This is a genomic window from Vibrio harveyi, from assembly GCF_030060435.1.
GTDB classification, from domain to species: Bacteria; Pseudomonadota; Gammaproteobacteria; order Enterobacterales; family Vibrionaceae; genus Vibrio; species Vibrio harveyi.
The window spans coordinates 42,104-65,708 of sequence record NZ_CP125875.1; the positions used below are offsets into that span (position 1 = coordinate 42,104).

14 protein-coding genes are annotated in these 23,605 nt (G+C 46.4%); 12 read left to right on the forward strand and 2 right to left on the reverse strand.

What is annotated here, in order from left to right; genetic code table 11:
- Nucleotides 1–4: 4 nt before the first annotated feature.
- The 9 genes from QMY49_RS00175 (at nucleotide 5) to tldD (ending at nucleotide 15,321) form a co-directional block, all read left to right on the forward strand.
- Nucleotides 5–4,339, forward strand: a complete 4,335-nt coding sequence (locus QMY49_RS00175; RefSeq protein WP_283312376.1) for a DUF6701 domain-containing protein — start codon at nucleotides 5–7, stop codon at nucleotides 4,337–4,339.
- Nucleotides 4,340–4,491: 152 nt separating this feature from the next.
- Nucleotides 4,492–5,535 (forward strand): rod shape-determining protein, encoded by a 1,044-nt coding sequence (locus tag QMY49_RS00180; RefSeq protein WP_005381144.1) that lies wholly within the window; start codon nucleotides 4,492–4,494, stop codon nucleotides 5,533–5,535.
- 147 nt (nucleotides 5,536–5,682) lie between these two features.
- Nucleotides 5,683–6,573 (forward strand): rod shape-determining protein MreC, encoded by an 891-nt coding sequence (gene mreC, locus QMY49_RS00185; protein ID WP_005444357.1) that lies wholly within the window; start codon nucleotides 5,683–5,685, stop codon nucleotides 6,571–6,573.
- On the forward strand, nucleotides 6,563–7,051 hold the full coding sequence (gene mreD, locus QMY49_RS00190; protein ID WP_005444359.1) for a rod shape-determining protein MreD: 489 nt from the start codon (nucleotides 6,563–6,565) through the stop codon (nucleotides 7,049–7,051). The genes mreC and mreD overlap by 11 nt, the downstream gene beginning before the upstream one ends.
- Nucleotides 7,052–7,055: 4 nt before the next feature.
- Nucleotides 7,056–7,625, forward strand: a complete 570-nt coding sequence (locus QMY49_RS00195) for a Maf family protein (protein WP_009703017.1) — start codon at nucleotides 7,056–7,058, stop codon at nucleotides 7,623–7,625.
- A gap of 18 nt (nucleotides 7,626–7,643) precedes the next feature.
- Nucleotides 7,644–9,113: a ribonuclease G gene (gene rng / locus QMY49_RS00200; protein ID WP_005444363.1), complete on the forward strand. Its 1,470-nt coding sequence runs from the start codon at nucleotides 7,644–7,646 to the stop codon at nucleotides 9,111–9,113.
- Between the two features lie 11 nt (nucleotides 9,114–9,124).
- Complete coding sequence (locus QMY49_RS00205; RefSeq protein ID WP_050935753.1) at nucleotides 9,125–13,003, forward strand: YhdP family protein; 3,879 nt, start codon at nucleotides 9,125–9,127, stop codon at nucleotides 13,001–13,003.
- A 39-nt stretch (nucleotides 13,004–13,042) separates the two neighbouring features.
- Nucleotides 13,043–13,864: a carbon-nitrogen hydrolase family protein gene (locus tag QMY49_RS00210; RefSeq protein ID WP_283312378.1), complete on the forward strand. Its 822-nt coding sequence runs from the start codon at nucleotides 13,043–13,045 to the stop codon at nucleotides 13,862–13,864.
- Nucleotides 13,865–13,875: 11 nt separating this feature from the next.
- A complete protein-coding gene (gene tldD, locus QMY49_RS00215) occupies nucleotides 13,876–15,321 on the forward strand; it encodes a metalloprotease TldD (protein WP_005444369.1) in 1,446 nt (481 codons plus the stop codon).
- Nucleotides 15,322–15,391: 70 nt separating this feature from the next.
- On the opposite strand, the gene QMY49_RS00220 is transcribed toward tldD, so the two are convergent.
- Nucleotides 15,392–16,768: a PhoH family protein gene (locus QMY49_RS00220; RefSeq protein ID WP_005444370.1), complete on the reverse strand. Its 1,377-nt coding sequence runs from the start codon at nucleotides 16,766–16,768 to the stop codon at nucleotides 15,392–15,394.
- A 536-nt stretch (nucleotides 16,769–17,304) separates the two neighbouring features.
- Here QMY49_RS00220 and rapA point away from each other — a divergent pair.
- A complete protein-coding gene (gene rapA / locus QMY49_RS00225; RefSeq protein WP_009703206.1) occupies nucleotides 17,305–20,214 on the forward strand; it encodes an RNA polymerase-associated protein RapA in 2,910 nt (969 codons plus the stop codon).
- Nucleotides 20,215–20,313: 99 nt separating this feature from the next.
- Here rapA and QMY49_RS00230 read toward each other — a convergent pair whose 3' ends face one another.
- Complete coding sequence (locus QMY49_RS00230; RefSeq protein ID WP_283312381.1) at nucleotides 20,314–21,579, reverse strand: Nramp family divalent metal transporter; 1,266 nt, start codon at nucleotides 21,577–21,579, stop codon at nucleotides 20,314–20,316.
- Nucleotides 21,580–21,817: 238 nt separating this feature from the next.
- Between QMY49_RS00230 and rluA the strand changes: the two genes are divergently transcribed.
- Both rluA and QMY49_RS00240 read left to right on the forward strand, forming a co-directional pair.
- On the forward strand, nucleotides 21,818–22,570 hold the full coding sequence (rluA, locus tag QMY49_RS00235; RefSeq protein WP_005444373.1) for a bifunctional tRNA pseudouridine(32) synthase/23S rRNA pseudouridine(746) synthase RluA: 753 nt from the start codon (nucleotides 21,818–21,820) through the stop codon (nucleotides 22,568–22,570).
- 32 nt (nucleotides 22,571–22,602) lie between these two features.
- Nucleotides 22,603–23,565, forward strand: a complete 963-nt coding sequence (locus tag QMY49_RS00240; protein ID WP_017187893.1) for a D-2-hydroxyacid dehydrogenase — start codon at nucleotides 22,603–22,605, stop codon at nucleotides 23,563–23,565.
- Nucleotides 23,566–23,605 lie beyond the last annotated feature (40 nt).

Consider the following 23,605-nt stretch of genomic DNA (forward strand, 5'->3'; position numbering starts at 1 on the left):
AATAATGAAAAAAATAATATTAATCATAATTACAATGCTTGCTTGCCTGCTTAATTTTCCTGCTCAAGCTGCTACTTGTGATGTGTGGGGAAATAAAGACTTTACTGTAACCTTTAATGTGGTTGGTCCTGCATCAAATAGCTATGTGTATTTAGAGCACAGTGGACGCCATCCTCGCGAAGTGCTTTGGTATAATGGCTATGAATATGGTAATGCAAACTACTACTTCGATGAGCCTAATTTATTAGCAGGTCAACCTTATAACATTCGTCTTGAACATCAGGTTAGCCATAATTCTGGAACGTTAAAATATTATCGCAAGTTTGCTGGGGAAAGTGACTGGCAACTAATTAGTACAATAAATAATGTTAACTTGAAAAATGGTAAGTTAAGTCTTTATGAACAAGGAAGCCCAAGTGGACTTGATTGCGATGGCAGTCTACCTGCTCCAATAGAACCTGAATTACCTAGTAATATTTGTCAATATTTCCCTGAGCCAATTCAGGGGATGAAAGGTTATTCAGAAAATACACTTAATGTGCCAAACAAGAGTGCGCGTGTATTAGGTTGGTCGGAAGACTACAAAAGCTTCTATACGGTCACAAATAAAGAAGACCTATTTTATTACTCGTCAAATGCTCAACAACCAAATAAAGCTCAATATATTCTGGCGGGTTTTGATAAAGCGAACGTAGATGATGCTCGAGATAGACTGTATCGTTCCCCTATTTGTGGAAGTGATACGGGGTGTGATGTCGGTAATAATGATGGGCATCTAGAGGCGAGAAAAGCGTCTGAACCTACAGGTGTTCCTACCGATTTTGGCGACCATTCATTGTCGTTAGAGGCTCATAATATCGGCTATAAGTGTGACAATACTAGCTTGTGTAGCGCGACACGCTACTCTCTAAATGGCAAGAGTGGAATCGAGATTAAAATCGAAAAGAATCTTGATAGGTTATGGGTAAGTCAGAACAATTCGCCTTTTGATCAAATTAAAGTAATTTTACCCGACGGCACCAATGTTCGTAACTTCAGAGCTGAAGCGGGTCCGAGAGATGACTTGAGAATTGTTATTCCTCAAGATTCTACTGTCACTTTTGAGCGTTGGGAGCATGTTGGGCACACTAAGTATTCTTTTTATAACAATTCCAGAATCAACGTGAGTGGTAACTCAGTTGTTTTCTCTAATCCTATCGATGTTACAACAAACTACTACGCAACAATTTATGCGCCAAATGCGTCAGTGAATTTTCAAACAAAATCTAAACAATTCTATGGGTTTATCTTAGCCGATACTGTTAATTTCAATAACCCAATTACGGTGCATGGTTCAGTAACAGCGCGTCATTTGACAATGAAGAAAAATGTCGTAATTCAAAAGCCTGATTATTCGTGCCCTGTGGAACCTCCAGTCCAGCAATGTAATTTACTTCCAATGGAAACGTTTAGTTCATCTAATGTTGATAACTGGTCTGTTATTGGTTACGACAGCAGCATTAAGCCGCAAGTAGTTAATGGACGATTTCGATTAAATGGTAATAGAGCTCGTCAAGCGACTGCTTCTGCTTACAACTACTTATTCCCATCCGATGAGAACTACTTAGAAGTTGAGTTCGATCACTTTGCTTATGGTGGTGGCTATAATGGTGCAGATGGCGTTGCGTTGGTTATCTCTGATGCTAATGTGCCTCCGCAAACAGGGGCTTTCGGCGGACCATTGGGTTATGGTATGAAGCTACACAAAAACCACTCTGGTGAGGTGTCTCATGATGTTGAGGGCTTTGCTGGTGGCTGGTTAGGCATAGGTATCGATGAATACGGCAACTTTTACCGAGAAGGTGGGGAAAACCTTGCTAGTCATGGCTCTGCAAACAGTGTTGGCGTGCGTGGCGCAGGCATTAAAGACAACAACGGTAAATGGCTAAAAGGTTACAAGTACATCAAAGGAAAGCAGTTTAACCAACCGTTAGATAATCGTTCGAGCACTCCTCATCGCTACAAGGTTATTTTGAACTCTCGCAATTCGGGAGCGATTACTCTATCCGTACAGCGAAAGGTTGGAGTTAATGGTCAATGGCATACAGTAATTAGTAATTTTGATGTATTAACTGAAGGGAACTTCAATTACACACCTGAAAACTTCCGTATTTCAGTTACTGCTTCCACGGGGGCACTTACAAACACACACGAAATGGATAACTTCCAAGTTTGTGCCGATAAATACCAGAAAATAACGGAAGGCATTCACCACTTCGAATTTGATTACGCTGGTACTGGCAGTATTTGTCAGGCGTCCGAGGTAACACTACGAGCATGTATGGATGCTTCTTGTTCGAAAACGTACCCATCTTCAGTATTGAGCTCGAACCCGGGAGCAACGGTTGATCCTGTGACGGTGTCCTTATTGCCGCAATCGGATTCTCTTGTCGCATGGGAAGGGGGAGATCATGTTACGTTCTCTGACTCTGTTTCGTTGAAGCTACAAGCGTTCCAATCAGGTTCAGCAAAACTTGGAATTGCAAGTAGCTCGGTTCCACAGTTTGGCTTCGACGGAGCGAAGTGTCGTATCGCTGGTGGTCCGCTATCTGAGCAAAACTGTAATATCGTATTTAACTCTGCGGCGTTGGGTGTAACGGTTCCAGATAAGGTCGCTGGTAAGCCATTCTTCAATACCAAAGGACAGGCACAATATAGCAATCAAAGTTCGCCTTATTTGGAGTTTTGTAGTTCACCAAGCCAACAGGGCGGTGACGGCGAAAATCGAGATGTTCAGTTATCCATTGAAAGAATCGAACCGACAAGCAATGCAGTATCAGTCCCCGCTTATGTCTCTTTCAAAAAGAGAGATGGTTCTTTCAGTAACGAGGTTACCGTTGGGACAAATACTGTTGAGGTTGCTGATGTCTACTTTAATAAGCAAGGTAAAGCTTACTTCAACTTAAAGTATCCAGAGGCAGGCAAAGTCGCGCTGAAGGCGAAAATAAAAGATGAAAAGGATTCGTTAGGACAGAATAGCTTTGTGAGTTTTCCAGCATATCTCAAATTGACGGTTGATGGTGGTCTGTGTGGTTCAGGCTCTTGTAGCCAGAAACTGGTTGCTGCTGGAGAAGAGTTCACAATGAAAGTGACGGCTTATCAATTTGGTGATGATAAGAAGCCAGCACAAAACTATCAACAATCAGGTTTAACGATTAGTCATAAAGTGTCTTACCCGCAGTTTGATAGTGCGATTCCTGGCACTTTAGGGACGACCACATACGATCATATCAATCTAACTAATGGTACGGGGTCAGTGACGCAAACTGTGTCCGAAGTTGGTGCTTTTGATTTTACGATTACACCACCTGAAACGTATCTCGGCAGTAAAGCTTTCACCATTACGCCAGCAGAAGAAAATATTGGTCGTTTCTACCCTAAGTATTTCCGAGTTGATGAAGCGAAAGGAAATCAATGGGCTTACCCGCATCAAGAAAACTTTGCTTATATGGGACAAGGCTTTGGCGTCGAGGAGTTTTATGTTGAGGCATTAAATGCGGATAAAGGCGCTTTAACAAACTACGCCTTCTTCTCTAGTGGCTTACAAGCAAAGTTTGGTTTGAAAGATACTAGCTCTTATCAGCCTCGTTTTATTTTGAACAAAACCTATACGGGGACTTGGGTGAATAATGGTGCTGCTTATGTCACTTCAAGAAGTCTAGGTAAGTTTACTGGTTCAATGACGGATGGGTTAGAGCTATCAAAAGGCTCTGTCCCAAGCTACCCAGATGGTCCGCTCAACTTCAACGAGAACGCGAAAGATACGGCGATATCAATCAAATCTGCGGATGATAATAAGGATCCAGTATCTATCGATGGTAGTGAGGGGGTATTGCCTACCCAACCTGACATCCGCTTTGGTCGTGTAGACCTAGATGATGTCGGTGGCAACCAAGGCTCGACGCTGAGAGTGCCATTACGAGTTGAATACTGGAATGGTAGCCGCTTTATTGCTAACCCAAATGACAGCCAAACCGATGTTACTGGTGTGAAGGCTAAACAAGAGCATATTTGGCCTAAAGGTGATAATGCGAAACCTAAGGATGTCACGTTAGGGGCTGGTGGAGAGGTCGCTTCTGGTTATTCTCGTTCTGTAACAGCAAAAGAAGCAGAGCCGTATCGCCAGCAAACTCGCGTATGGCTTAATCTTGAAGGTGGTGGCAATTCGCTCCCTTGGCTCAAATACGACTGGGATAAAGATGGCTCCGAAGAAAACCCATCATCGGTAGTTACGTTTGGTATTCATCGAGGCAATGACCGAGTGATTTATCGTGGTGAACCGGGCTTAACCGGACAATAACAAACTTCGGTTTCTTGCGTTAAGTAAGGAAACTGCAAGAAATTGAGGCTTTCTGCTCATGTTTGTGTACCAATGCCTTGCTGTGACAGCGAGGCATTGGTACATTTAGGACAATTTTTGTCTTCTAAATTTTTGCAGGATGAGCGAAGAATATGTTTAAAAAACTTCGTGGCATGTTTTCAAACGACCTATCTATCGATTTAGGTACTGCCAACACTCTAATTTACGTAAAGGGACAGGGTATTGTCCTTGATGAACCTTCTGTAGTTGCTATTCGTCAAGATCGTGTAGGTTCTGCAAAAAGCGTTGCTGCTGTAGGCCATGCGGCAAAACAGATGCTTGGTCGTACGCCAGGTAACATCTCAGCTATCCGTCCAATGAAAGATGGCGTTATCGCTGACTTCTACGTAACAGAAAAAATGCTTCAGCACTTCATTAAGCAAGTGCATGACAACAGCATCCTTAAACCAAGCCCACGTGTACTGGTTTGTGTTCCTTGTGGTTCTACTCAAGTTGAGCGTCGTGCGATTCGTGAATCTGCACTAGGTGCTGGTGCGCGCGAAGTTTACCTAATTGATGAGCCAATGGCGGCAGCAATCGGTGCAGGTCTGCGTGTCTCTGAGCCAACAGGTTCAATGGTGGTTGATATCGGTGGTGGTACAACTGAAGTTGCGGTTATCTCACTAAACGGTGTGGTTTACTCTTCTTCTGTACGTATTGGTGGTGACCGCTTTGATGAAGCTGTGATCAACTACGTACGTCGTAACTACGGCAGCTTGATCGGTGAAGCAACGGCTGAAAAGATCAAACACGAAATCGGTTCTGCTTACCCTGGTGATGAAGTTCAAGAGATCGAAGTTCGCGGTCGTAACCTAGCAGAAGGTGTGCCACGCAGCTTTAGCCTGAACTCAAACGAAATCCTAGAAGCATTACAAGAGCCACTGTCAGGCATCGTATCGGCAGTGATGGTTGCACTAGAGCAGTGTCCACCAGAGCTTGCGTCTGATATCTCTGAAAACGGTATGGTGTTAACAGGTGGTGGTGCACTACTGAAAGACCTAGACCGTCTACTAATGGAAGAAACTGGTATTCCAGTGGTTATCGCTGAAGATCCACTAACCTGTGTGGCTCGTGGCGGCGGTAAAGCACTAGAAATGATCGACATGCACGGTGGCGATCTATTCTCTGAAGAATAAAGTGCAGGGTGGAGTCCATATGGGCTTCACCTTCATTTCCGCTCTCTGTAATTTCAATCTGCTCCATACCTAGAATCTCTTCATGTCAGATTCTCAGGTTGCCAAGTAAGGCTCAATAATCATGGTAGCAATCAGGTTAAAAACAAGATGAAACCGATTTTTGGCAGAGGTCCATCTCTGCAATTGCGTCTGTTTTTTGCTGTCATCGTGTCGGCGAGCTTGATGCTGGCTGATAACCGTCTAGATACGTTTTCCAACGTCCGATACCTATTGAACAGTATGGTTGCGCCAATCCAATACGCAGCTAATTTGCCTCGTAGCATGTTCGATGGAATGTTCGAGAGTTTAAATACTCGTCAGGCACTGATTGAAGGCAATCGCAATTTGAAGCGCGAAGTGCTTCGCCTGAAGAGCGAGCTGATCTTGCTCGACCAGTATAAAGAAGAAAACCAACGCCTGCGTAAACTGCTCGGCTCTTCATTCGTCCGTGACGAGAAGAAAGTCGTCACAGAAGTGATGGCTGTGGACACGTCACCGTACCGCCACCAAGTGGTGATCGATAAAGGTCGTATTGATGGCGTTTACGTTGGTCAACCTGTTATCAACGAGAAAGGTATCGTTGGTCAGGTAACGTTTGTGGCCGCGCACAACGCACGTGTCTTGTTGTTAACAGATGCGAAAAACGCAATTCCAGTCCAAGTGATTCGTAACGATATTCGTGTTATCGCTTCCGGTAATGGTGAAGTGGATGAAATCCAACTAGAGCACATCCCAACCAGTACCGATATCCAAGTCGGCGATTTGCTGGTGACATCGGGTCTTGGGGGTATTTATCCAGAAGGCTACCCAGTCGCAACTGTTACGAATGTGGATCACGATACTCGCCAAGAATTCGCATCAATCAAAGCGGAACCTGTGGTTGAGTTTGATCGTCTGCGCTACTTGCTATTGATTTGGCCGAATGAAGACCGTCAACACAAAGTACTGCAGTCCAATGTAGAAGAAGGTTCAGAACAAGAGGTAACCGATGGCCAATAGTGTATTTAGAAGCCGAATGGTCATCGGCGTCAGCTTCTTCGTCGCGCTAGTCTTGCAAACTATTCCATGGCCAGGCGTTTTGGATTTACTACGTCCATCATGGCTGTTCCTTGTTACCTGTTATTGGGTGCTGGCACTGCCGCATCGTGTCAACGTTGGTACCGCTCTGGTTTTAGGTTTGCTTTGGGATATTTTGATTGGCTCGACGCTCGGGATCCGAGGGATGATGATGTCGATCGTTATCTACTTGGTTGCGTTGAACTTCTTGGTGATTCGTAACATGGCATTGTGGCAACAATCGATTTTGATTGCCTTTTTTACCGTGCTACTGGAACTTCTTATATTCTGTGGGGAATATTTGAACCAGGACGTAGTATTTAATCCATTATCTCTGTGGACTGCGGCAATAAACTGTATACTTTGGCCATGGATGTTTTTATTAATGCGACGCGTCCGTCGCGCATGGCACGTAAGGTAGCGTTGTGAAAAAGGGCTTATCCCTCGTTCTCGCATCGGGTTCTCCGAGAAGAAAAGAGTTGCTTGCTCAACTAGGTTATGACTTCGATATTGTGCTTCCTGATATAGAGGAAGCCAAACAAGATCACGAGCAAGCAAAAGACTATGTTTTGCGTCTCTCTCTGGAAAAAGCTCAAGCAGGCTTAGCGATGGCTAAGCCTGATTCCGTTGTATTGGGCTCCGATACCGTGGTGGTGTGCGATAACCACGTATTAGAAAAACCAAAAAATTTCGAAGATTCAAAACGCATGCTCAGCGATTTATCGGGTCGTCAGCATCAAGTGATGACTGCGGTGAGCGTCGTATCAAAAGAACAACAACACTCAGTGGTCGTTATCACTGACGTGTGGTTCAAAACTCTGACTGAAGAAGAAATAGAACGATACTGGCAGTCAGGCGAACCATGCGATAAAGCTGGAAGTTATGGTATTCAAGGACTCGGCGGGCGTTTCGTCACCCGAATCGAAGGCAGTTATCACGCCGTAGTAGGCTTACCTTTGTTCGAAACCGATCAGCTAATTCAAGAATTTTTATAATTGTTTTGAGGTGTGCACATGAGTGCAGAATTGCTGCTTAACGTGACCCCGAGTGAAACTCGTGTGGCCATGATTGAAGGTGGAGTACTACAAGAAGTTCATATAGAACGAGAATCGCGCCGTGGCATTGTTGGCAATATTTATAAAGGCAAAGTGAGCCGAGTATTGCCGGGCATGCAAGCGGCGTTTGTCGATATTGGTTTAGATAAAGCGGCATTCTTGCACGCGTCAGATATTGTTCCGCATACTGAGTGTGTGGCGGAAAACGAAAAGCAACAATTTCAAGTTCGTGATATTTCTGAGTTGGTTCGCCAAGGTCAGGATATTGTTGTGCAGGTGGTTAAAGACCCACTAGGTACCAAGGGCGCTCGCCTGACGACTGATATTACCCTCCCATCACGTTATCTTGTCTTTATGCCTGGGGCTAGCCATGTTGGCGTTTCTCAGCGTATCGAAAGTGAAAGTGAACGTGAGCGTCTAAAGAAAGTGGTTAACCACTACTGCGACGAGCACGGCGGTTTTATTATTCGTACTGCGGCAGAAGGTGCAGACGAAAAAGAGCTCTCTCAAGATGCGGCATTTTTGAAGCGCTTATGGCAGAAAGTCATGGAGCGTCGCTCGAAGTACAAAACCCGTTCGACCTTGTATGGTGAGTTAGGCTTGGCACAACGCATCCTGCGTGATTTTGTTGGCACTGAGCTAGACAAGGTTATGGTTGACTCTCGTCTTGAATACGAGAACCTTAAAGAGTTTACGTCTGAGTATGTTCCTGAGCTGACTGATAAGCTTGAGTTGTACGAAGGCGATAAGCCAATCTTCGATATGTACGACACAGAGAACGAAATCCAACGCTCTCTGGAACGTAAAGTTGAGCTTAAGTCAGGTGGCTACCTAATCATTGATCAAACTGAAGCAATGACAACGGTCGACATCAATACTGGCGCGTTTGTCGGTCGTCGTAATCTTGAAGAAACCATCTTCAACACTAATGTTGAAGCGACTCAAGCGATCGCTCGTCAGCTGCGTCTACGCAACTTAGGCGGCATTATCATTATCGACTTTATCGATATGGCGTCAGAAGAACATCGTAAGCGTGTACTAACTTCGTTGGAAACGGCGCTCTCAAAAGATCGAGTGAAGACCAACATTAACGGCTTTACTCAGCTAGGCTTAGTTGAGATGACTCGTAAGCGTACGCGCGAAAGTATTGAACATATCTTATGTTCTAGCTGTCCTACTTGTGAAGGTCGCGGTAGCGTGAAGACAGTAGAGACCGTGTGTTATGAGATCCTACGTGAAATTACCCGAGTGAACCGTGCTTATGATGCAGACAACTTTGTCGTATACGCGTCACCATACGTAGCGGAAACACTATTGGGTGATGAATCTCACGCACTGGCTGAACTCGAAGTATTTATTGGTAAGCAAGTTCGTATTCAAGCTGAACCCCTGTACATTCAGGAGCAGTTTGACGTCGTCATGATGTAATTGGAAAATTTGTGAATTCTGGTTTTAACCGTTTCGGGCGTTTCTGCGCGTGGACTTTAGTTACGTTATTGGTGCTTTTAGCCATCTTAGTAACCACACTACGCGTAGCATTGCCACAACTTAACCACTTCCAAGATGAGATCAAAACCTGGGTCAAGCAAGGCACAGGTTTTGACTTTTCTATTGCCAGCGTTGCTGGCTCTTGGCGTAATAGCCATCCCTCTATCGCACTGCAAGGCCTAGAAGCGAATCTGCCGAATAACCAAGACGCGCGCTTTGCCGTGGATGAAATTCATATTGAATTCGACTTGATTCAATCTCTCCTAAAGTTTAAGCCTGTGGTCGCAGATCTCACCATTGATGACTTGGCATTAGACATTCGTACCGTTGATTTGTTGTCTAAATCAGAAAATAACGACCCAGCAGCGAATGTCAGCCAAAGTGAATCAAAGCTGATTGATCAGTTGGACTCCTTGTTACTGCGTCAGTTTGAAGATTTCACGATTACCGACTCACGTATTTGGTACAAGTCAGTGTCTGGTGAAACACGCCGCTTGGACATCGAGCAATTACGTTGGAGCAACCAAGGTAAGCATCACTTAGCGGAAGGCACAGTGAGCATTGCGGACGCAAGTCTCAACTCATTGTTAGTGCGTGCTAACTTCAAAGATTATGGTTCGCTGCGTGATATCTCAGGTGAATTTTACGTAAGTGCAAAAGATGTGTCCGTGACGCCTTGGCTAACCACTTACATGCAAGATGAGTCTGGCGTTGAGTCAGGCAAAGTGAGTCTCAACACTTGGTTGACGTTGCAACACAGCCAACCAAGTTACGCTTATGTCGATCTGCAACCCTCTGAGTTAGTGTGGAATGAGAAAGGGCGTCATGAACTGCTGCTGGAGTCTGGTATTTTCAAGCTTTCACCAGATAAAGAAGGCTGGAAAGTAAATGGTCACTCACTGCAAATCCGCACCGATGACCGACCATGGCCTGAGCTGGATGTTGCCTTTGATTGGCAACCAGATGGCTGGCTACTCAACTTATCCCAATTAGACATTGAAGCGTTAACCCCGCTCGTTAAGTTAGCACCTAAATCAGAATCCACTACGGATTTGCTAGATAAACTAGCGCCGAAAGGACGAGTGGAAGACATTCGCCTGTCGATGAATGGTGGTTTAGACACGCTACGTTACTCAGCCGAACTGGATGAATTGGGTTTAACGCAGTGGGAGCTGCTGCCTGGCTTTAGTCATGTGCAAGGCAAAGTCTCGGGTAACCTAGAACAAGCAAAAGCGAAAGTGACGGTTATCGATGATGTCTTCCCATATGGGGACGTATTCCAAGCGCCTTTAAACATCAAACAGGGTGAAGTCGACATCGTTTGGCAGCAAGATGAAGATGGTTGGCGTTTGTGGTCTGATAAAGTGACTGCGGCGACACCAGATCTGCAAGTGCTGGGTGCGTTCCGTCTCGATTTCCCGAAAGAGCAAAGCCCATTTCTGTCGTTTTATGCAGAAGCTGATCTCTACAACGCTGGTGAAACGTGGCGTTACCTTCCAACTCTAGCACTTGGGCAAGATTTGACAGACTACCTATCTACTGCGATTCAGGGGGGTAAGGTCAATACTGCGAAGCTGCTTTGGTATGGCGAGCTAGGTGACTTCCCGTATAAAGAGCATAACGGCATGTTCCAAGCATGGGTTGGATTGAAGAATGCGAAGTTCAGCTTTGATACTGCTTGGCCAACCATTACAGATTTACAACTCGATTTGTTGTTTGAAAACGATGCCATGTACTTGGATTCGAAGTCTGCCACGTTAAATGGCGTGAAAGCGAAGCGAATCACAGGTCGTATTCCCGAGCTTGCAGAAGGTGGCCATATCGAGATCGAAGCGAAAGCAAGCGCACCGGGTAATGAAGTTCGTGACTACATGATGGCAACGCCACTGGTTGACTCTGTGGGGGCTGCGTTGACCGCACTGCAAGTTAGTGGTCCTGTTTATTCAGAATTCCAACTCAATATCCCATTTGATACCGAGAAAGACGCTCGCGCATGGGGCTATGCGGATCTTAAGAACAACCGCGTAGATATTGATGCGCCGCCGATGACGTTAGAGAACGCGACTGGCCGTATCAAGTTCGATAACGATGTAGTGACTACTTCTGGTCTATCTGCTGAATTATTGAAGCAGCCAATCTCACTGGACTTTCGTGGTGAGAACGCCGAGCAAGGCTACAATGTGACCATCAATACCCTTGGTGATTGGGAGGTAGACCCACTCAAACCTTACCTTGGCGAGCGTTGGTTAAGCCTTGTTTCAGGTCATGCACCATGGCAAATGGACATCGATCTACAACTCAACGATGTGGGTTTTACCTATCAAGTGGATGTGCTTGCTCAGCTTAGTCAGTTAGCAAGTGAATATCCGTACCCGCTTGGGAAAAAGCGGGGCGAAAAAGGGCAAGCGAAGCTCCAAGCTTCTGGAAACCAAGAAAGTGTTTCGGCTCGTTTGCAGATCCCAAATGCGAAATACCAAACGGAAATCGACATTTCAGGCGATGTCCCAGTATTGACCGCAACAAATCTCGTTGTGGGGAACGGCGGTTTCAAAATCAGCCCTGTGGTAGGACACGACGCTTCAATTCGTTTGGATGATTTGAGCCTCGATAAGTGGGCGGATTTAATGCACGTTCCACAAAGTACCACACAGTCTGTTTTGTCGAGCATGAAAACACCGACTGTTCCACTTCCAACGCGTATTAGCATGGATGTGAAGAATTTGGAGCTTGGTGGTATCGAGTTTCACGATGTGGATTTGAATGCACGTAAGAAGAATCTAAGCTGGCAGCTCGATGTTGATAGTCAAGAAGTGAAAGGCAAAGCCAATTACCTCAAACCGTATGATTTGTCCGTCTCATTGGAGCATTTACACCTGTATATTCCAGGTTTTGATGAGATGACGAAAGAGCGCAGTTCTCTGTTCGCTAGTGAAGATCAGAGCGCACCACTAATCTCAAACTTTGACCGCAAGTTTCATGCAGAAATGCCAAACTTAACTTTGAACATTGATGATTTCTGGTTGCAAGGTTACAAGGTCGGCAAGGTAAACGTGGATGTCGAGCGTGGCAATAATCGACTTGAATGGAAGAACGTAACTTTCAGTAGTGGTCAAAACCGTATTGATATGAGCGGTTGGTGGGAGCTAACCAAAGAGCGAAGTCATTCAAACCTATCCATGAAAGTTAAGGGTGATAACAACAGTGATTTGATGGAGCGCTTTGGGATAACCTCTGGCATCCAACAAGCGCCGTTTGAAATCAATGCCAACCTAGACTGGGATGGCGCGCCGTGGTCGATGAAGACTCAAAGTTTGCAAGGTGACGTCTCTACCGAATTTGGTAAAGGCGTGATCACCGAAGTGAGTGGCGCGGCGCGATTGCTTGGTCTGTTTAGTCTTGATTCGATCATTCGTAAGATGCAGCTCGACTTTACCGACGTGTTCGACAAAGGGATGGCATTCAACTCAATCACGGGTACAGGCAAAATCCAAGATGGTGTATTTATCACCAACGATATTGTGATGGATGCACTGGCCGGTGAAATGAAGATTCGTGGCATCGCCGATATGAACACCCGCTTGGTGGATGCGGAAGTGAATTTTACTCCGGACATTACTTCAGGTTTACCTATGCTGACTGCCTTTGCTGTAGCGCCTCAAACGGCGTTGTACGTACTGGCGATTTCGACGGTTATCTCTCCAGTAGTGGAAGTCTTCACGCAAGTAAACTACGAAGTGAAAGGTCCTCTGGATTCACCTACTGTAAAAGAGATTTCACGAAGCAAAGGTGAATACAAGTTGCCAGAAAAACTGCGTGAGCAAGCGAAGTAATTGCGCGGTTAGTCTTCTGACGAACAAGGAATTGAATACATGGAACGTGTTGGCATCATTCAAATGACATCAGGTCCAGATATCGAGGAGAATCTGGACTTCATTGCCAAGCAATGTGCATTGGCTGCTGAGCAAGGTGTGAAGCTGGTTGTGACACCAGAAAACGCTACGCAGTTTGCCAATCGAGAGGTGTATCACCAGAACGCAGAAACTTTGGGTGACGGTCCTATCCAGCAGTGTTTATCTGAGATCGCACAACGCAATCAATTAACGCTAATAGTCGGAAGCATGCCGATTCGCACTGAACAAGGCGTGACTACCACGACATTTGTTTTCTCACCGCAAGGCGAGCGTATTGCTCATTACGATAAGCTGCATATGTTTGACGTGGATGTAGCCGATGGGTATGGCAGCTATCGTGAGTCGGATACCTTTAGTGCAGGTAATCGCATCGTGACGGCAGAGACCAATATTGGTACGGTAGGCTTAAGTATTTGCTACGACGTACGCTTTCCTGAACTGTTTAAAGCACTACGCTTAGCAGGAGCACAAGTTATCGTTGTGCCCGCTGCGTTTACCGCCGTCACGGGAGAGGCGCATTGGGAAGTACTGCTAAGAGCGCGTGCGATTGAAACCCAGTGCTGGATTCTTGCCTGCGGGCAAACGGGGACGCATCCTTGTGGTCGTCAAACCTGGGGGCACTCCATGGTGATTGATCCTTGGGGGCGCGTTCACCAACAATTGAATGACCAAGTAGGACTGCTGGTGGCAGAGATAGATTTGTCACACAACCAGCAAGTAAGGCAGAATATGCCGCTGACTCAACACAGTCGCTTTCAAAATGAATTGAAACGGAAATAAAAGAGCTAACTATGAGCATAAACCAAATAGAACAGGCACTCCTTGCCCCAAACGGTCTGACAGAGCAAGACATCGCTGACACACTAGCGAGCATTGCGACGCGCCAGATCGATTATGCGGACATTTACTTTCAGTCCAGCTGGCATGAGTCTCTGGTTCTAGAAGACAGTATCATTAAAGATGGCTCTTTCAATATTGACTGTGGTGTCGGAGTACGAGCAGTCACAGGCGAGAAAACCGGTTTCGCCTACTCAGACCAAATTCAACTAGAAGGTTTGAAGCAAAGTGCGATTGCAGCGCGTGGTATTGCGCAGCAAGGTCAAAACGGCAAAGTGCACGCATTCAAGCGTTCTGATAACCAAGCTTACTACGATGCGGTAAACCCACTAGCAAGCTGGGAAAAGCAACAAAAAACTGAACTGTTATTGTCTCTGGATGCGTACATTCGTACCAAAGAGCCACTCATCAAAGAAGTGTCGATAAGCATCAGCGGTGTGCACGAGCAAATGCTAGTTGCAGCAACCGACGGTACTTACGCTGGCGATATTCGCCCGCTTGTTCGTCTATCAATCAGTGTTCTTGCTGAAAAAGGCGATCGCCGTGAACGCGGTAGCGCTGGTGGTGGTGGTCGTTTCGGTTACGACTTCTTCCTATCTGAAACGAACGGCGTGAAACAAGCCTTCCAATTCGCAGATGAAGCGATTCGTATGGCGCTAGTGAACTTAGAAGCAGAAGCAGCACCTGCAGGCATGATGCCTGTGGTACTTGGTTCTGGTTGGCCTGGCGTACTGCTGCACGAAGCAGTAGGTCACGGTTTAGAAGGTGACTTCAACCGCAAAGAGTCATCAGTGTTCTCTGGCAAGATGGGTGAGCAAGTGACGTCTCCACTTTGTACTATCGTGGATGATGGCACGCTGAAAGACCTGCGCGGCTCATTGAACGTGGATGATGAAGGTGTGAACGGTCAATACAACACGCTTATCGAAAATGGTGTGCTGAAAGGCTACATGCAAGACAAGCTAAACGCACGCCTAATGGGTGTGAACCCTACAGGTAACGGCCGTCGTGAGTCTTACGCACATCTACCAATGCCACGTATGACTAATACTTACATGCTACCGGGCGAACACACACCAGAAGAGATCATCTCTACGGTGAAGAAAGGTCTGTACGCACCAAACTTCGGTGGCGGTCAGGTGGACATCACTTCTGGTAAGTTCGTGTTCTCTGCATCGGAAGCGTACTTGATTGAAGATGGCAAAATCACTCGCCCAGTGAAAGGCGCAACGCTGATTGGCTCTGGCATTGAAGCGATGCAGCAAGTTTCTATGGTGGGTAACGACCTAAGCATCGACAGAGGTGTTGGTGTGTGTGGTAAGGCGGGGCAAAGCGTACCGGTTGGCGTTGGTCAACCAACATTGAAACTCGACTCCATTACCGTTGGTGGTACTGAGTAAACTTCATCTGAAATAGAATTAAAAAGAGCGCTCATTGAGCGCTCTTTTGTTTTTAGGGGGAGGGTATTCGCTATAGGTTCTCTTCAGCAAATTCAGCCAAGCGGCTGCGCACCACACCATTGAGGTGAATATTGGCACTGCCTTCAAAGTTTTTGAAGCGTTCTACCATATACGTCAAACCAGACGTCACTGGGGTTAGGTAGTGTGAATCAATCTGTGCCAAGTTACCCGAGCACACAATCTTGGTGCCTTCACCACAACGGGTGATGATGGTTTTGATTTGTGAAGCGGTTAAGTTTTGGCACTCATCGAGCAAGACAAACGCATTCTGGATAGAGCGGCCACGCATAAAGTTGATCGATTTAAACTGAATGTTGGCTTTATCACAGATGTACTTCATCGAACCTTCGGTGCAATGGTCGTTCTTGTGCAGCGCTTCCAAGGTGTCGGTCACCGCGGCTAACCAAGGCATCATTTTCTCTTCTTCCGAGCCCGGTAAGAAACCAATCGACTCACCAATATCTGGCGTGTTCCGCGTTACGATAATCTTATCGAACATGCCTTTTTCAATGGTTTGTTCTAGTGCTGCTGCCATTGCAAGGAGCGTTTTACCACTACCGGCAGCGCCGGTCAGAATCACCAAATCAATATCAGGATCAAGCAAGGCATCCATCGCCATGCCTTGATAGATATTTTTCGGTGTAATGTCCCAAGCGCGACGATGCATCATGCGCTCACGACTCAGGTCGAGCAGCGTAACCTTATCCTCATTAATGGTTTCTACTCGACCTACAAAATCACTCTCTTCATCAATCACGTATTGGTTGATAAAGGTCGGCTCGAACGGTTCGCGGTTGAGTTTATGGAACGTTTTTCCACCCAGCGCGTAACTCTCAACTTCATCCACATCACTCCAAAAATCACCTTCACGTTGTTGGAAGCCTTTGGTGAGATATTGGATATCATCAATCAGTTGATCCGTACGATAGTCTTCAACGAAACGTACGCCAGCGCCTTTGGCTCGCAAACGCATGTTGATGTCTTTGGTTACGAGCACGACTTCACGTGGTGCGCGTTTGTTTTGCAGATAAAGCACCGCATTGAGTATGCGGTTGTCACCGGCTTTGTCGGCGAAGGCTTTGACGGTTTCCTGCAATTCGAAGTCCGCCAAAATAGAGATGGTGCCTTGGCTTGGGTTGTCTTTAGAAACTGGAATACCTTCTGAGATTTCATCTGGTGTTGCGTCTTTAAACAGATCTTCCAAAGCGCGAATCGCAACGCGTGCATCCCTTGCTACATCACGTTTACTGTCTTTGATTCGGTCGAGTTCTTCCAACACGGTCATTGGGATGACGACATCGTGTTCTTGGAAAGAGAAGATGGCGAAGGGTTCATGAAGAAGAATGTTGGTATCGAGTACAAACAGTTTCCGATCGGTATCGCCCATAGCGTCTCCTTGCCGCAGCGCGGCTTTGCTGGCTAGTAGCTAAGAAGGAACAGTCTTCCTAACTCTGATTGCTTGCAATAGAGGTTGTCGGGCAATGTCGGTTAGTGCGCAACCGAGTAGCAAGACAACTTACTGCAAACCCGTGTTGATCCTAATCGTGTACTTAATGCGCTCAAATCATGCTTGATGACTCTAAGCGCCCCTCATTAGAAGTATACGTAAAATTTACTTCTTACAACTTAATAATTGTCATGAGTTTTTTACAATTTGATTGCATTCCTAATTCAGGAAAAAAAGTTGCCCCTCTGGGCGGTTTCGGCGTGACCTAAATCACAGCTTCAAGTAAGATTAGCGACCTTTTTCTGCGTATAGGCTACGCCCGATTTATCATGTTCAGCTGGCTTAAAAATGCACAGCACAAAGTGGCATGACAAGCACGATTGGCATAGCAGAAGCCAGAATCAGATCTAAACTATTATCCATGCCCATCGGGATGGGTAGAGACCAACAAGAAACAACAACGAGGTAGTCAATTCATGACATTTGCTTTGGGGCAGCGCTGGATTAGCGATACGGAAAGCGATTTAGGTTTAGGTACCGTAGTAGCAATGGATGCTCGTACTGTGACATTGATGTTTGCAGCATCAGAGGAAAACCGAGTTTACGCACGTAACGATGCACCAGTTACCCGAGTAACGTTCAACGTCGGTGATGTCATCGATTGCCAAGAAGGTTGGTCATTAAAAGTTGAAGAAGTACTGGAAGATGAAGGTCTATACACCTATTTCGGTACTCGTGAAGACACGCAAGAAACGGCGATTGTGTTGCGTGAAATCTTCCTAAGCAACCACATTCGTTTTAACAAGCCGCAAGACAAGTTGTACGCAGGTCAAATCGATCGCATGGACAACTTTGTACTTCGCTACCGTGCGCTACAAAACCAATTTGAGCAACACAAGAGCCCAATGCGTGGTCTGTGTGGCATGCGTGCAGGCTTGATCCCTCACCAGCTTTACATCGCGCACGAAGTCGGTCGTCGTCACGCGCCTCGCGTATTGCTAGCGGATGAAGTTGGTCTGGGTAAAACCATCGAAGCGGGTATGATCATCCACCAGCAAGTGCTGTCCGGTCGTGCTGAACGTATCCTTATCGTGGTGCCAGAGACACTGCAACACCAGTGGCTCGTTGAGATGATGCGTCGTTTCAACCTGCACTTCTCTATCTTCGATGAAGAGCGTTGTATTGAAGCGTTCGCAGAAGCGGAAAACCCATTTGATACGCAGCAATACGTGCTGTGTTCACTGGATTTCCTACGTAAGAGCCGCAAGCGTTTCGAGCAAGCGCTAGAAGGCGAGTGGGATCTATTGGTTGTCGATGAAGCGCACCACTTAGAATGGAGCCAAGACAAACCAAGCCGCGAATACCAAGTGGTAGAAGGCTTGGCAGAACGCACTGCGGGTGTGCTACTGCTAACGGCAACACCAGAGCAGCTAGGTCGTGAGAGTCACTTCGCTCGTTTACGTCTGCTAGACCCAGATCGCTTCTACGATTACGACGCATTCGTTGAAGAAGAAGAGCAATACGCACCTGTTGCGGATGCTATTACTTCGCTGTTCTCTGGTGAGAAACTGCCTGACGAAGCGAAAAACCAAATTACAGAACTGCTTTCTGAACAAGACGTTGAGCCGCTATTCCGCATTATCGAAAGCGACAGTGATGAAGAAGCGAAAGCGTCAGCGCGCCAAGAGCTGATCGACAACCTGATGGACCGTCACGGTACAGGTCGCGTTCTGTTCCGTAACACGCGTGCAGCGATCAAAGGCTTCCCGAAGCGTAACGTGCATCTAATGCCAATGGACATTCCGCAGCAGTACACCACGTCAATGCGTGTATCAGGCATGATCGGCGGCAAGATGACACCAGAAGCGCGCGCGGTGAAGAACCTTTATCCAGAAGAAATCTTCCAAGAATTTGAAGGTGAAGATTCAAGCTGGTGGCAGTTCGACTCACGTGTGAACTGGCTGCTTGAAAAAGTAAAAGAGAAGCGCAGCGACAAAGTATTGGTTATTGCCTCTCGTGCAAGTACGGCGCTGCAACTGGAGCAAGCACTGCGTGAGCGTGAAGGTATTCGTGCAACTGTATTCCACGAAGGCATGTCGATTCTTGAGCGTGACAAAGCGGCTGCTTACTTTGCGCAAGAAGAGGGCGGCGCGCAGGTTCTTATCTGTAGCGAAATCGGCTCAGAAGGTCGTAACTTCCAGTTTGCTAACCAGCTTGTGATGTTCGATTTACCGTTCAACCCAGACTTGCTAGAGCAGCGTATTGGTCGTCTGGACCGTATCGGTCAGAAGCGTGATATCGACATCCACGTCCCTTACCTAAAAGGCACATCACAGGCGATCCTTGCTCGTTGGTTTGATGAAGGTCTGAACGCGTTTGCTGAAACCTGTCCAACAGGTCGCGCGGTTTACGATAAGTACTCTGATGCGCTGATTGAAATGCTGGCGTCTGGTGATGTTTCAAACCTTGATGAAGTGATTGAAGAATCAGCAAAGATGAACAAAGAGCTGAAATCACAACTTGAGCAAGGTCGTGACCGTCTGCTAGAGATGCACTCAAACGGCGGCGAGAAAGCGCAGCAGATCGTTGAGAAAATCTCATCGACAGATGGTGACACAAACCTAGTGACGTTCGCACTATCTCTGTTCGACACCATTGGCTTGAACCAAGACGACAAAGGCGAAAATGCACTTGTGGTAACGCCATCTGAGCACATGATGGTGCCAAGCTACCCAGGCTTGCCATACGAAGGTGCGACTATCACATTTGACCGTGATACAGCGCTATCTCGCGAAGACATGCACTTTATCAGTTGGGAACACCCAATGATTCAAGGTGGTATTGATTTGCTGATGAGCGAAGGTGTGGGTACCTCTGCGGTTTCTCTGCTGAAGAACAAAGCGCTACCAGTGGGCACTATCCTACTTGAATTGGTATACGCGGTGGATGCACAAGCACCAAAACGCAGCGGTATTACTCGTTTCTTACCGAAGACACCAATTCGCATGATGATGGATGCTCGTGGTAATGATCTGTCTTCTCAGGTTGAGTTTGAAGGCTTCAACCGTCAGCTTAGCCCGGTAAACCGTCACCTAGGCAGCAAGTTAGTGACATCGGTACAGAAAGACATTCACAGCCTAATCGAAGCGGGTGACGCATTGGTTGAGCAGAAAGTGGAAGACGTTCGCAAACAAGCGCATCAAGACATGCAACAAAGCTTGAATGCCGAGCTTGAGCGTCTACAAGCACTGAAAGCGGTTAACCCGAATATCCGTGATGAAGAAATTGAATCGATTGAAGAACAAATCAAAGAGCTAACAGGTTACATCAACCAAGCTCAGGTTCAGCTAGATTCGCTACGTCTGATTGTGGTCAGCCACAACTAATCAGCGTTCAAACACACGAAAAAAGGTCTTCAATTGAAGACCTTTTTCTTTATCTGAGTTTGGCTTACCTCAGCGGTTCAGTTAATCGCTCGCAGCTAATTACATTAGCCACTTCCACCAAATAAACAGCGCTAAGAAGCCGAATAAGTAAATCAAGCCAGCAATCGACAACCACTTCAATTTACGACCTAGCGCTAATGGTTTAGGTAAGTCGGTTTTGCTCACCAGAATGTAGTTCAGTAGTGCAAAGAACGGTGTCGTCATAAACGCCAGTACCATGGCAAAGTTCAGCATTGGTAGCAGTGCTGAAGCCCAGAACACCACAATACCTAAAGCCAATAGCGATACGATCAGCATGATTGCAGACGTCGCTTTCGGATCGGTTTTTGGCTGTGAACGCAGCAGGCGCTGAGAGTCTGAAATCACACGTGAGTAGCCATCAATCACCGTAATCGTACTACCGAAGATACAGAAAAACGCAATCACTGCAATTAGGTAACGTGACCACTCACCAATGGTCGAAGCGTACAAGCCAACAAGCTGGTGGGAGAAGCCTACGCCAGAGCTCTTAAGTTCAATGCCTGAGCCGTGTAGCATCAACGCACCTAGCGATACAAACACCAAAGCCAATACCGCAGTACCAATATAGCCGACATTGAAATCAAACAACGCAGATTTTGCGGTGACTTCTTGTTGGCTAGTTTGGCGTTTGAGCCACGCAGACGTCAAACAAGAGATCTCGATTGGTGCTGGCATCCAGCCCATGGTTACAACGATAAAGCCGATAGCTGCAATTGACCAAGGAGAAGGGGGTTCAAAGTTCGCAACGGGCTCTACCGGATTACCAAATGCAATCGCCACTGCTAGTAATGTCGCAATAGTCAGTACTGTCATGATGACTTTCGAGAGCGTATCCAGCGCTTTGTAATGACCAGCGAATAGGATCACCAAGCACGTGACCAATACAATGATACTGAGTGATGCCATCGACAATGAAAATGGAATGAAGTAGCCCAACAAGCTCGCACTGAACATCAGAAGCGCTGCTGTATTGATCACCGCAGAAACGGAACTGAGAAACAAGAACAACCAAAGGTAGGGGCGACCAAGCTTAGCGTAGCCTTCAACCAAGGTTTTACCTGTGCCCATGGTGTATTGCACGCCTGCTCGAAAAAATGGGTATTTAAAAAGGTTTACTAGCAGGATAAGCACGGCGAGTTGCCAGCCATAAATGGCACCAGCTTTTGTTGAAGCAACGAGGTGAGAGCCACCCACCGCCGCAGAAGCCATGAGAATACCGGGACCCAACGAGCGTACAAATTGGGAGATTTTAGATTGGGGTTGATCTGGTACTGCCGATTCCATTTGTTATTGTCCTTGTTCATCAACGATAAACTATAAGTAACATGCCCAGTATGGTTGTCAATTTAAATTTACAACTTGGTTTGGATTTATTTTTATTAGTGGTTTGACTTGTTAATTTTTGTTATTTCAAAAAGTTATATCGACTCAGGTTCGCGATAAAATTAAACGTGTTTTGTGCATGCATCTTGAGGGCTCTTGGGTATAATCAGCGCGTTTTTATTCTGTAGAGATCCTGCCCATGGCAATGCTTGAGTACAATCCACCAACCGATCCTTGGATTGATGTCGTTTTTGAAGATGAGCAAATATTGGCTGTGAATAAGCCATCCGGTCTGCTCTCTGTGCCGGGCCGTCTCGCTGAGCACTATGACAGTATGTGGAGTCGCCTCACTGAGCAGTATCCAGACATTCAAGTGGTACACCGTTTGGATATGTCGACTTCCGGTTTGATGGTTCTGGCGAAGAACAAACATGCAGAAAGTGCTTTAAAGAAGCAGTTTCAATATCGATTGACGCATAAGATCTACTATGCACGAGTTTGGGGGCACGTAGAACAAGAAGAAGGTGATATTGACCTGCCGCTGATTTGCGATTGGCCTAACCGTCCACTGCAGAAAGTGTGTTTTGAAGATGGCAAACCTTCTAAGACGCTATTCCAAGTGGCGAAGCGAGAAGAGCACCCTGATGGAGCGAAGACGACGATTGTACGTTTACTGCCTATCACTGGTCGCTCACACCAATTGCGTGTCCACATGCAAGCATTAGGTCACCCGATTGTGGGGGATGAATTTTACGCAACTGAAGAAGCAAAAGCTTTCTCTGAGCGCCTAGAACTGCACGCCGCTGAATTGAGCTTTTACCATCCGAAATGCCATTGGCTGCGCAGCATTTTTGTTCCTTGTGATTTTTACCCGGAAGCGGAAGCGATGATCTTTGACTATTTCGACCCAGCGCGTAAATTACCAGATTACAAAACACTGCCACGTCCATAAATTCATCTTTAGGCAGTGAACAAGGAGTTGTTATGTCACTGCCTAAAGTGGTCTTCCTCGACCGCGCGACTATTCCCGTTCAAATTCAAGTTCCTCGTCCAAGCTTTGCCCATGATTGGGTGGAATACGATCTGACTTCTTCTGAGCAAGTTGTTGAACGCCTTTCTGATGCAGATATCGTGATCAGCAACAAAGTGATGCTCGACCAAACCGTTCTCTCTCAACTTCCCAACCTCAAGATGATTGCTGTCGCGGCTACGGGTTTTAATAATGTCGATGTTAATTATTGCGCTGAGCACAATGTTGCGGTCGCCAACGTGCGTGGCTATGCGACTCGCTCGGTGCCTGAACATGTCATTGCGATGCTTTTTGCTTTGCGCCGCAACTTGTTTGGTTATCATCAAGACATTGCCGCAGGCGAGTGGCAACGTAATAAACAGTTTTGTTTCTTTACGCATCCAATTGGGGACGTTGCAGGTAGCACTTTGGGGGTGGTTGGCAGCGGCGCATTAGGTCTGGCGACGGCACAATTAGCGAAAGCGTTAGGTATGAACGTGGTGTTTGCGGAGCGCAAAGGCGTAACCGAGTGCCGAGAAGGCTATGTCTCTTTTACTGAAATGCTAAATCAAGCGGACGCCATCACTCTGCATTGTCCATTGAATGATGAAACACGTAATTTGATTGGCGAAGCGGAACTTAAGCAGATGAAGCCAACATCAATTTTGATTAATACCGGACGTGGTGGCTTGGTAGATGAGCAAGCCTTAGTGGATAGCTTAAAACAAGGTGAGATTGCTGGTGCAGGGTTTGATGTCTTTACCCAAGAGCCCGCCGATGAGAGTAATCCGTTGGTTGCCAATATGCACTTACCCAATCTATTGTTAACGCCACACGTCGCTTGGGGCAGTGATTCATCGATTCAGCGTTTGGCTGAGATCTTGATTGAGAATATTAACGCCTTTGAGCGTGGTGAAAGCCTCAATCGCTTGGCGTAATACCTGAAAATAGGCATGAAAAAAGCAGACTCACAGGTCT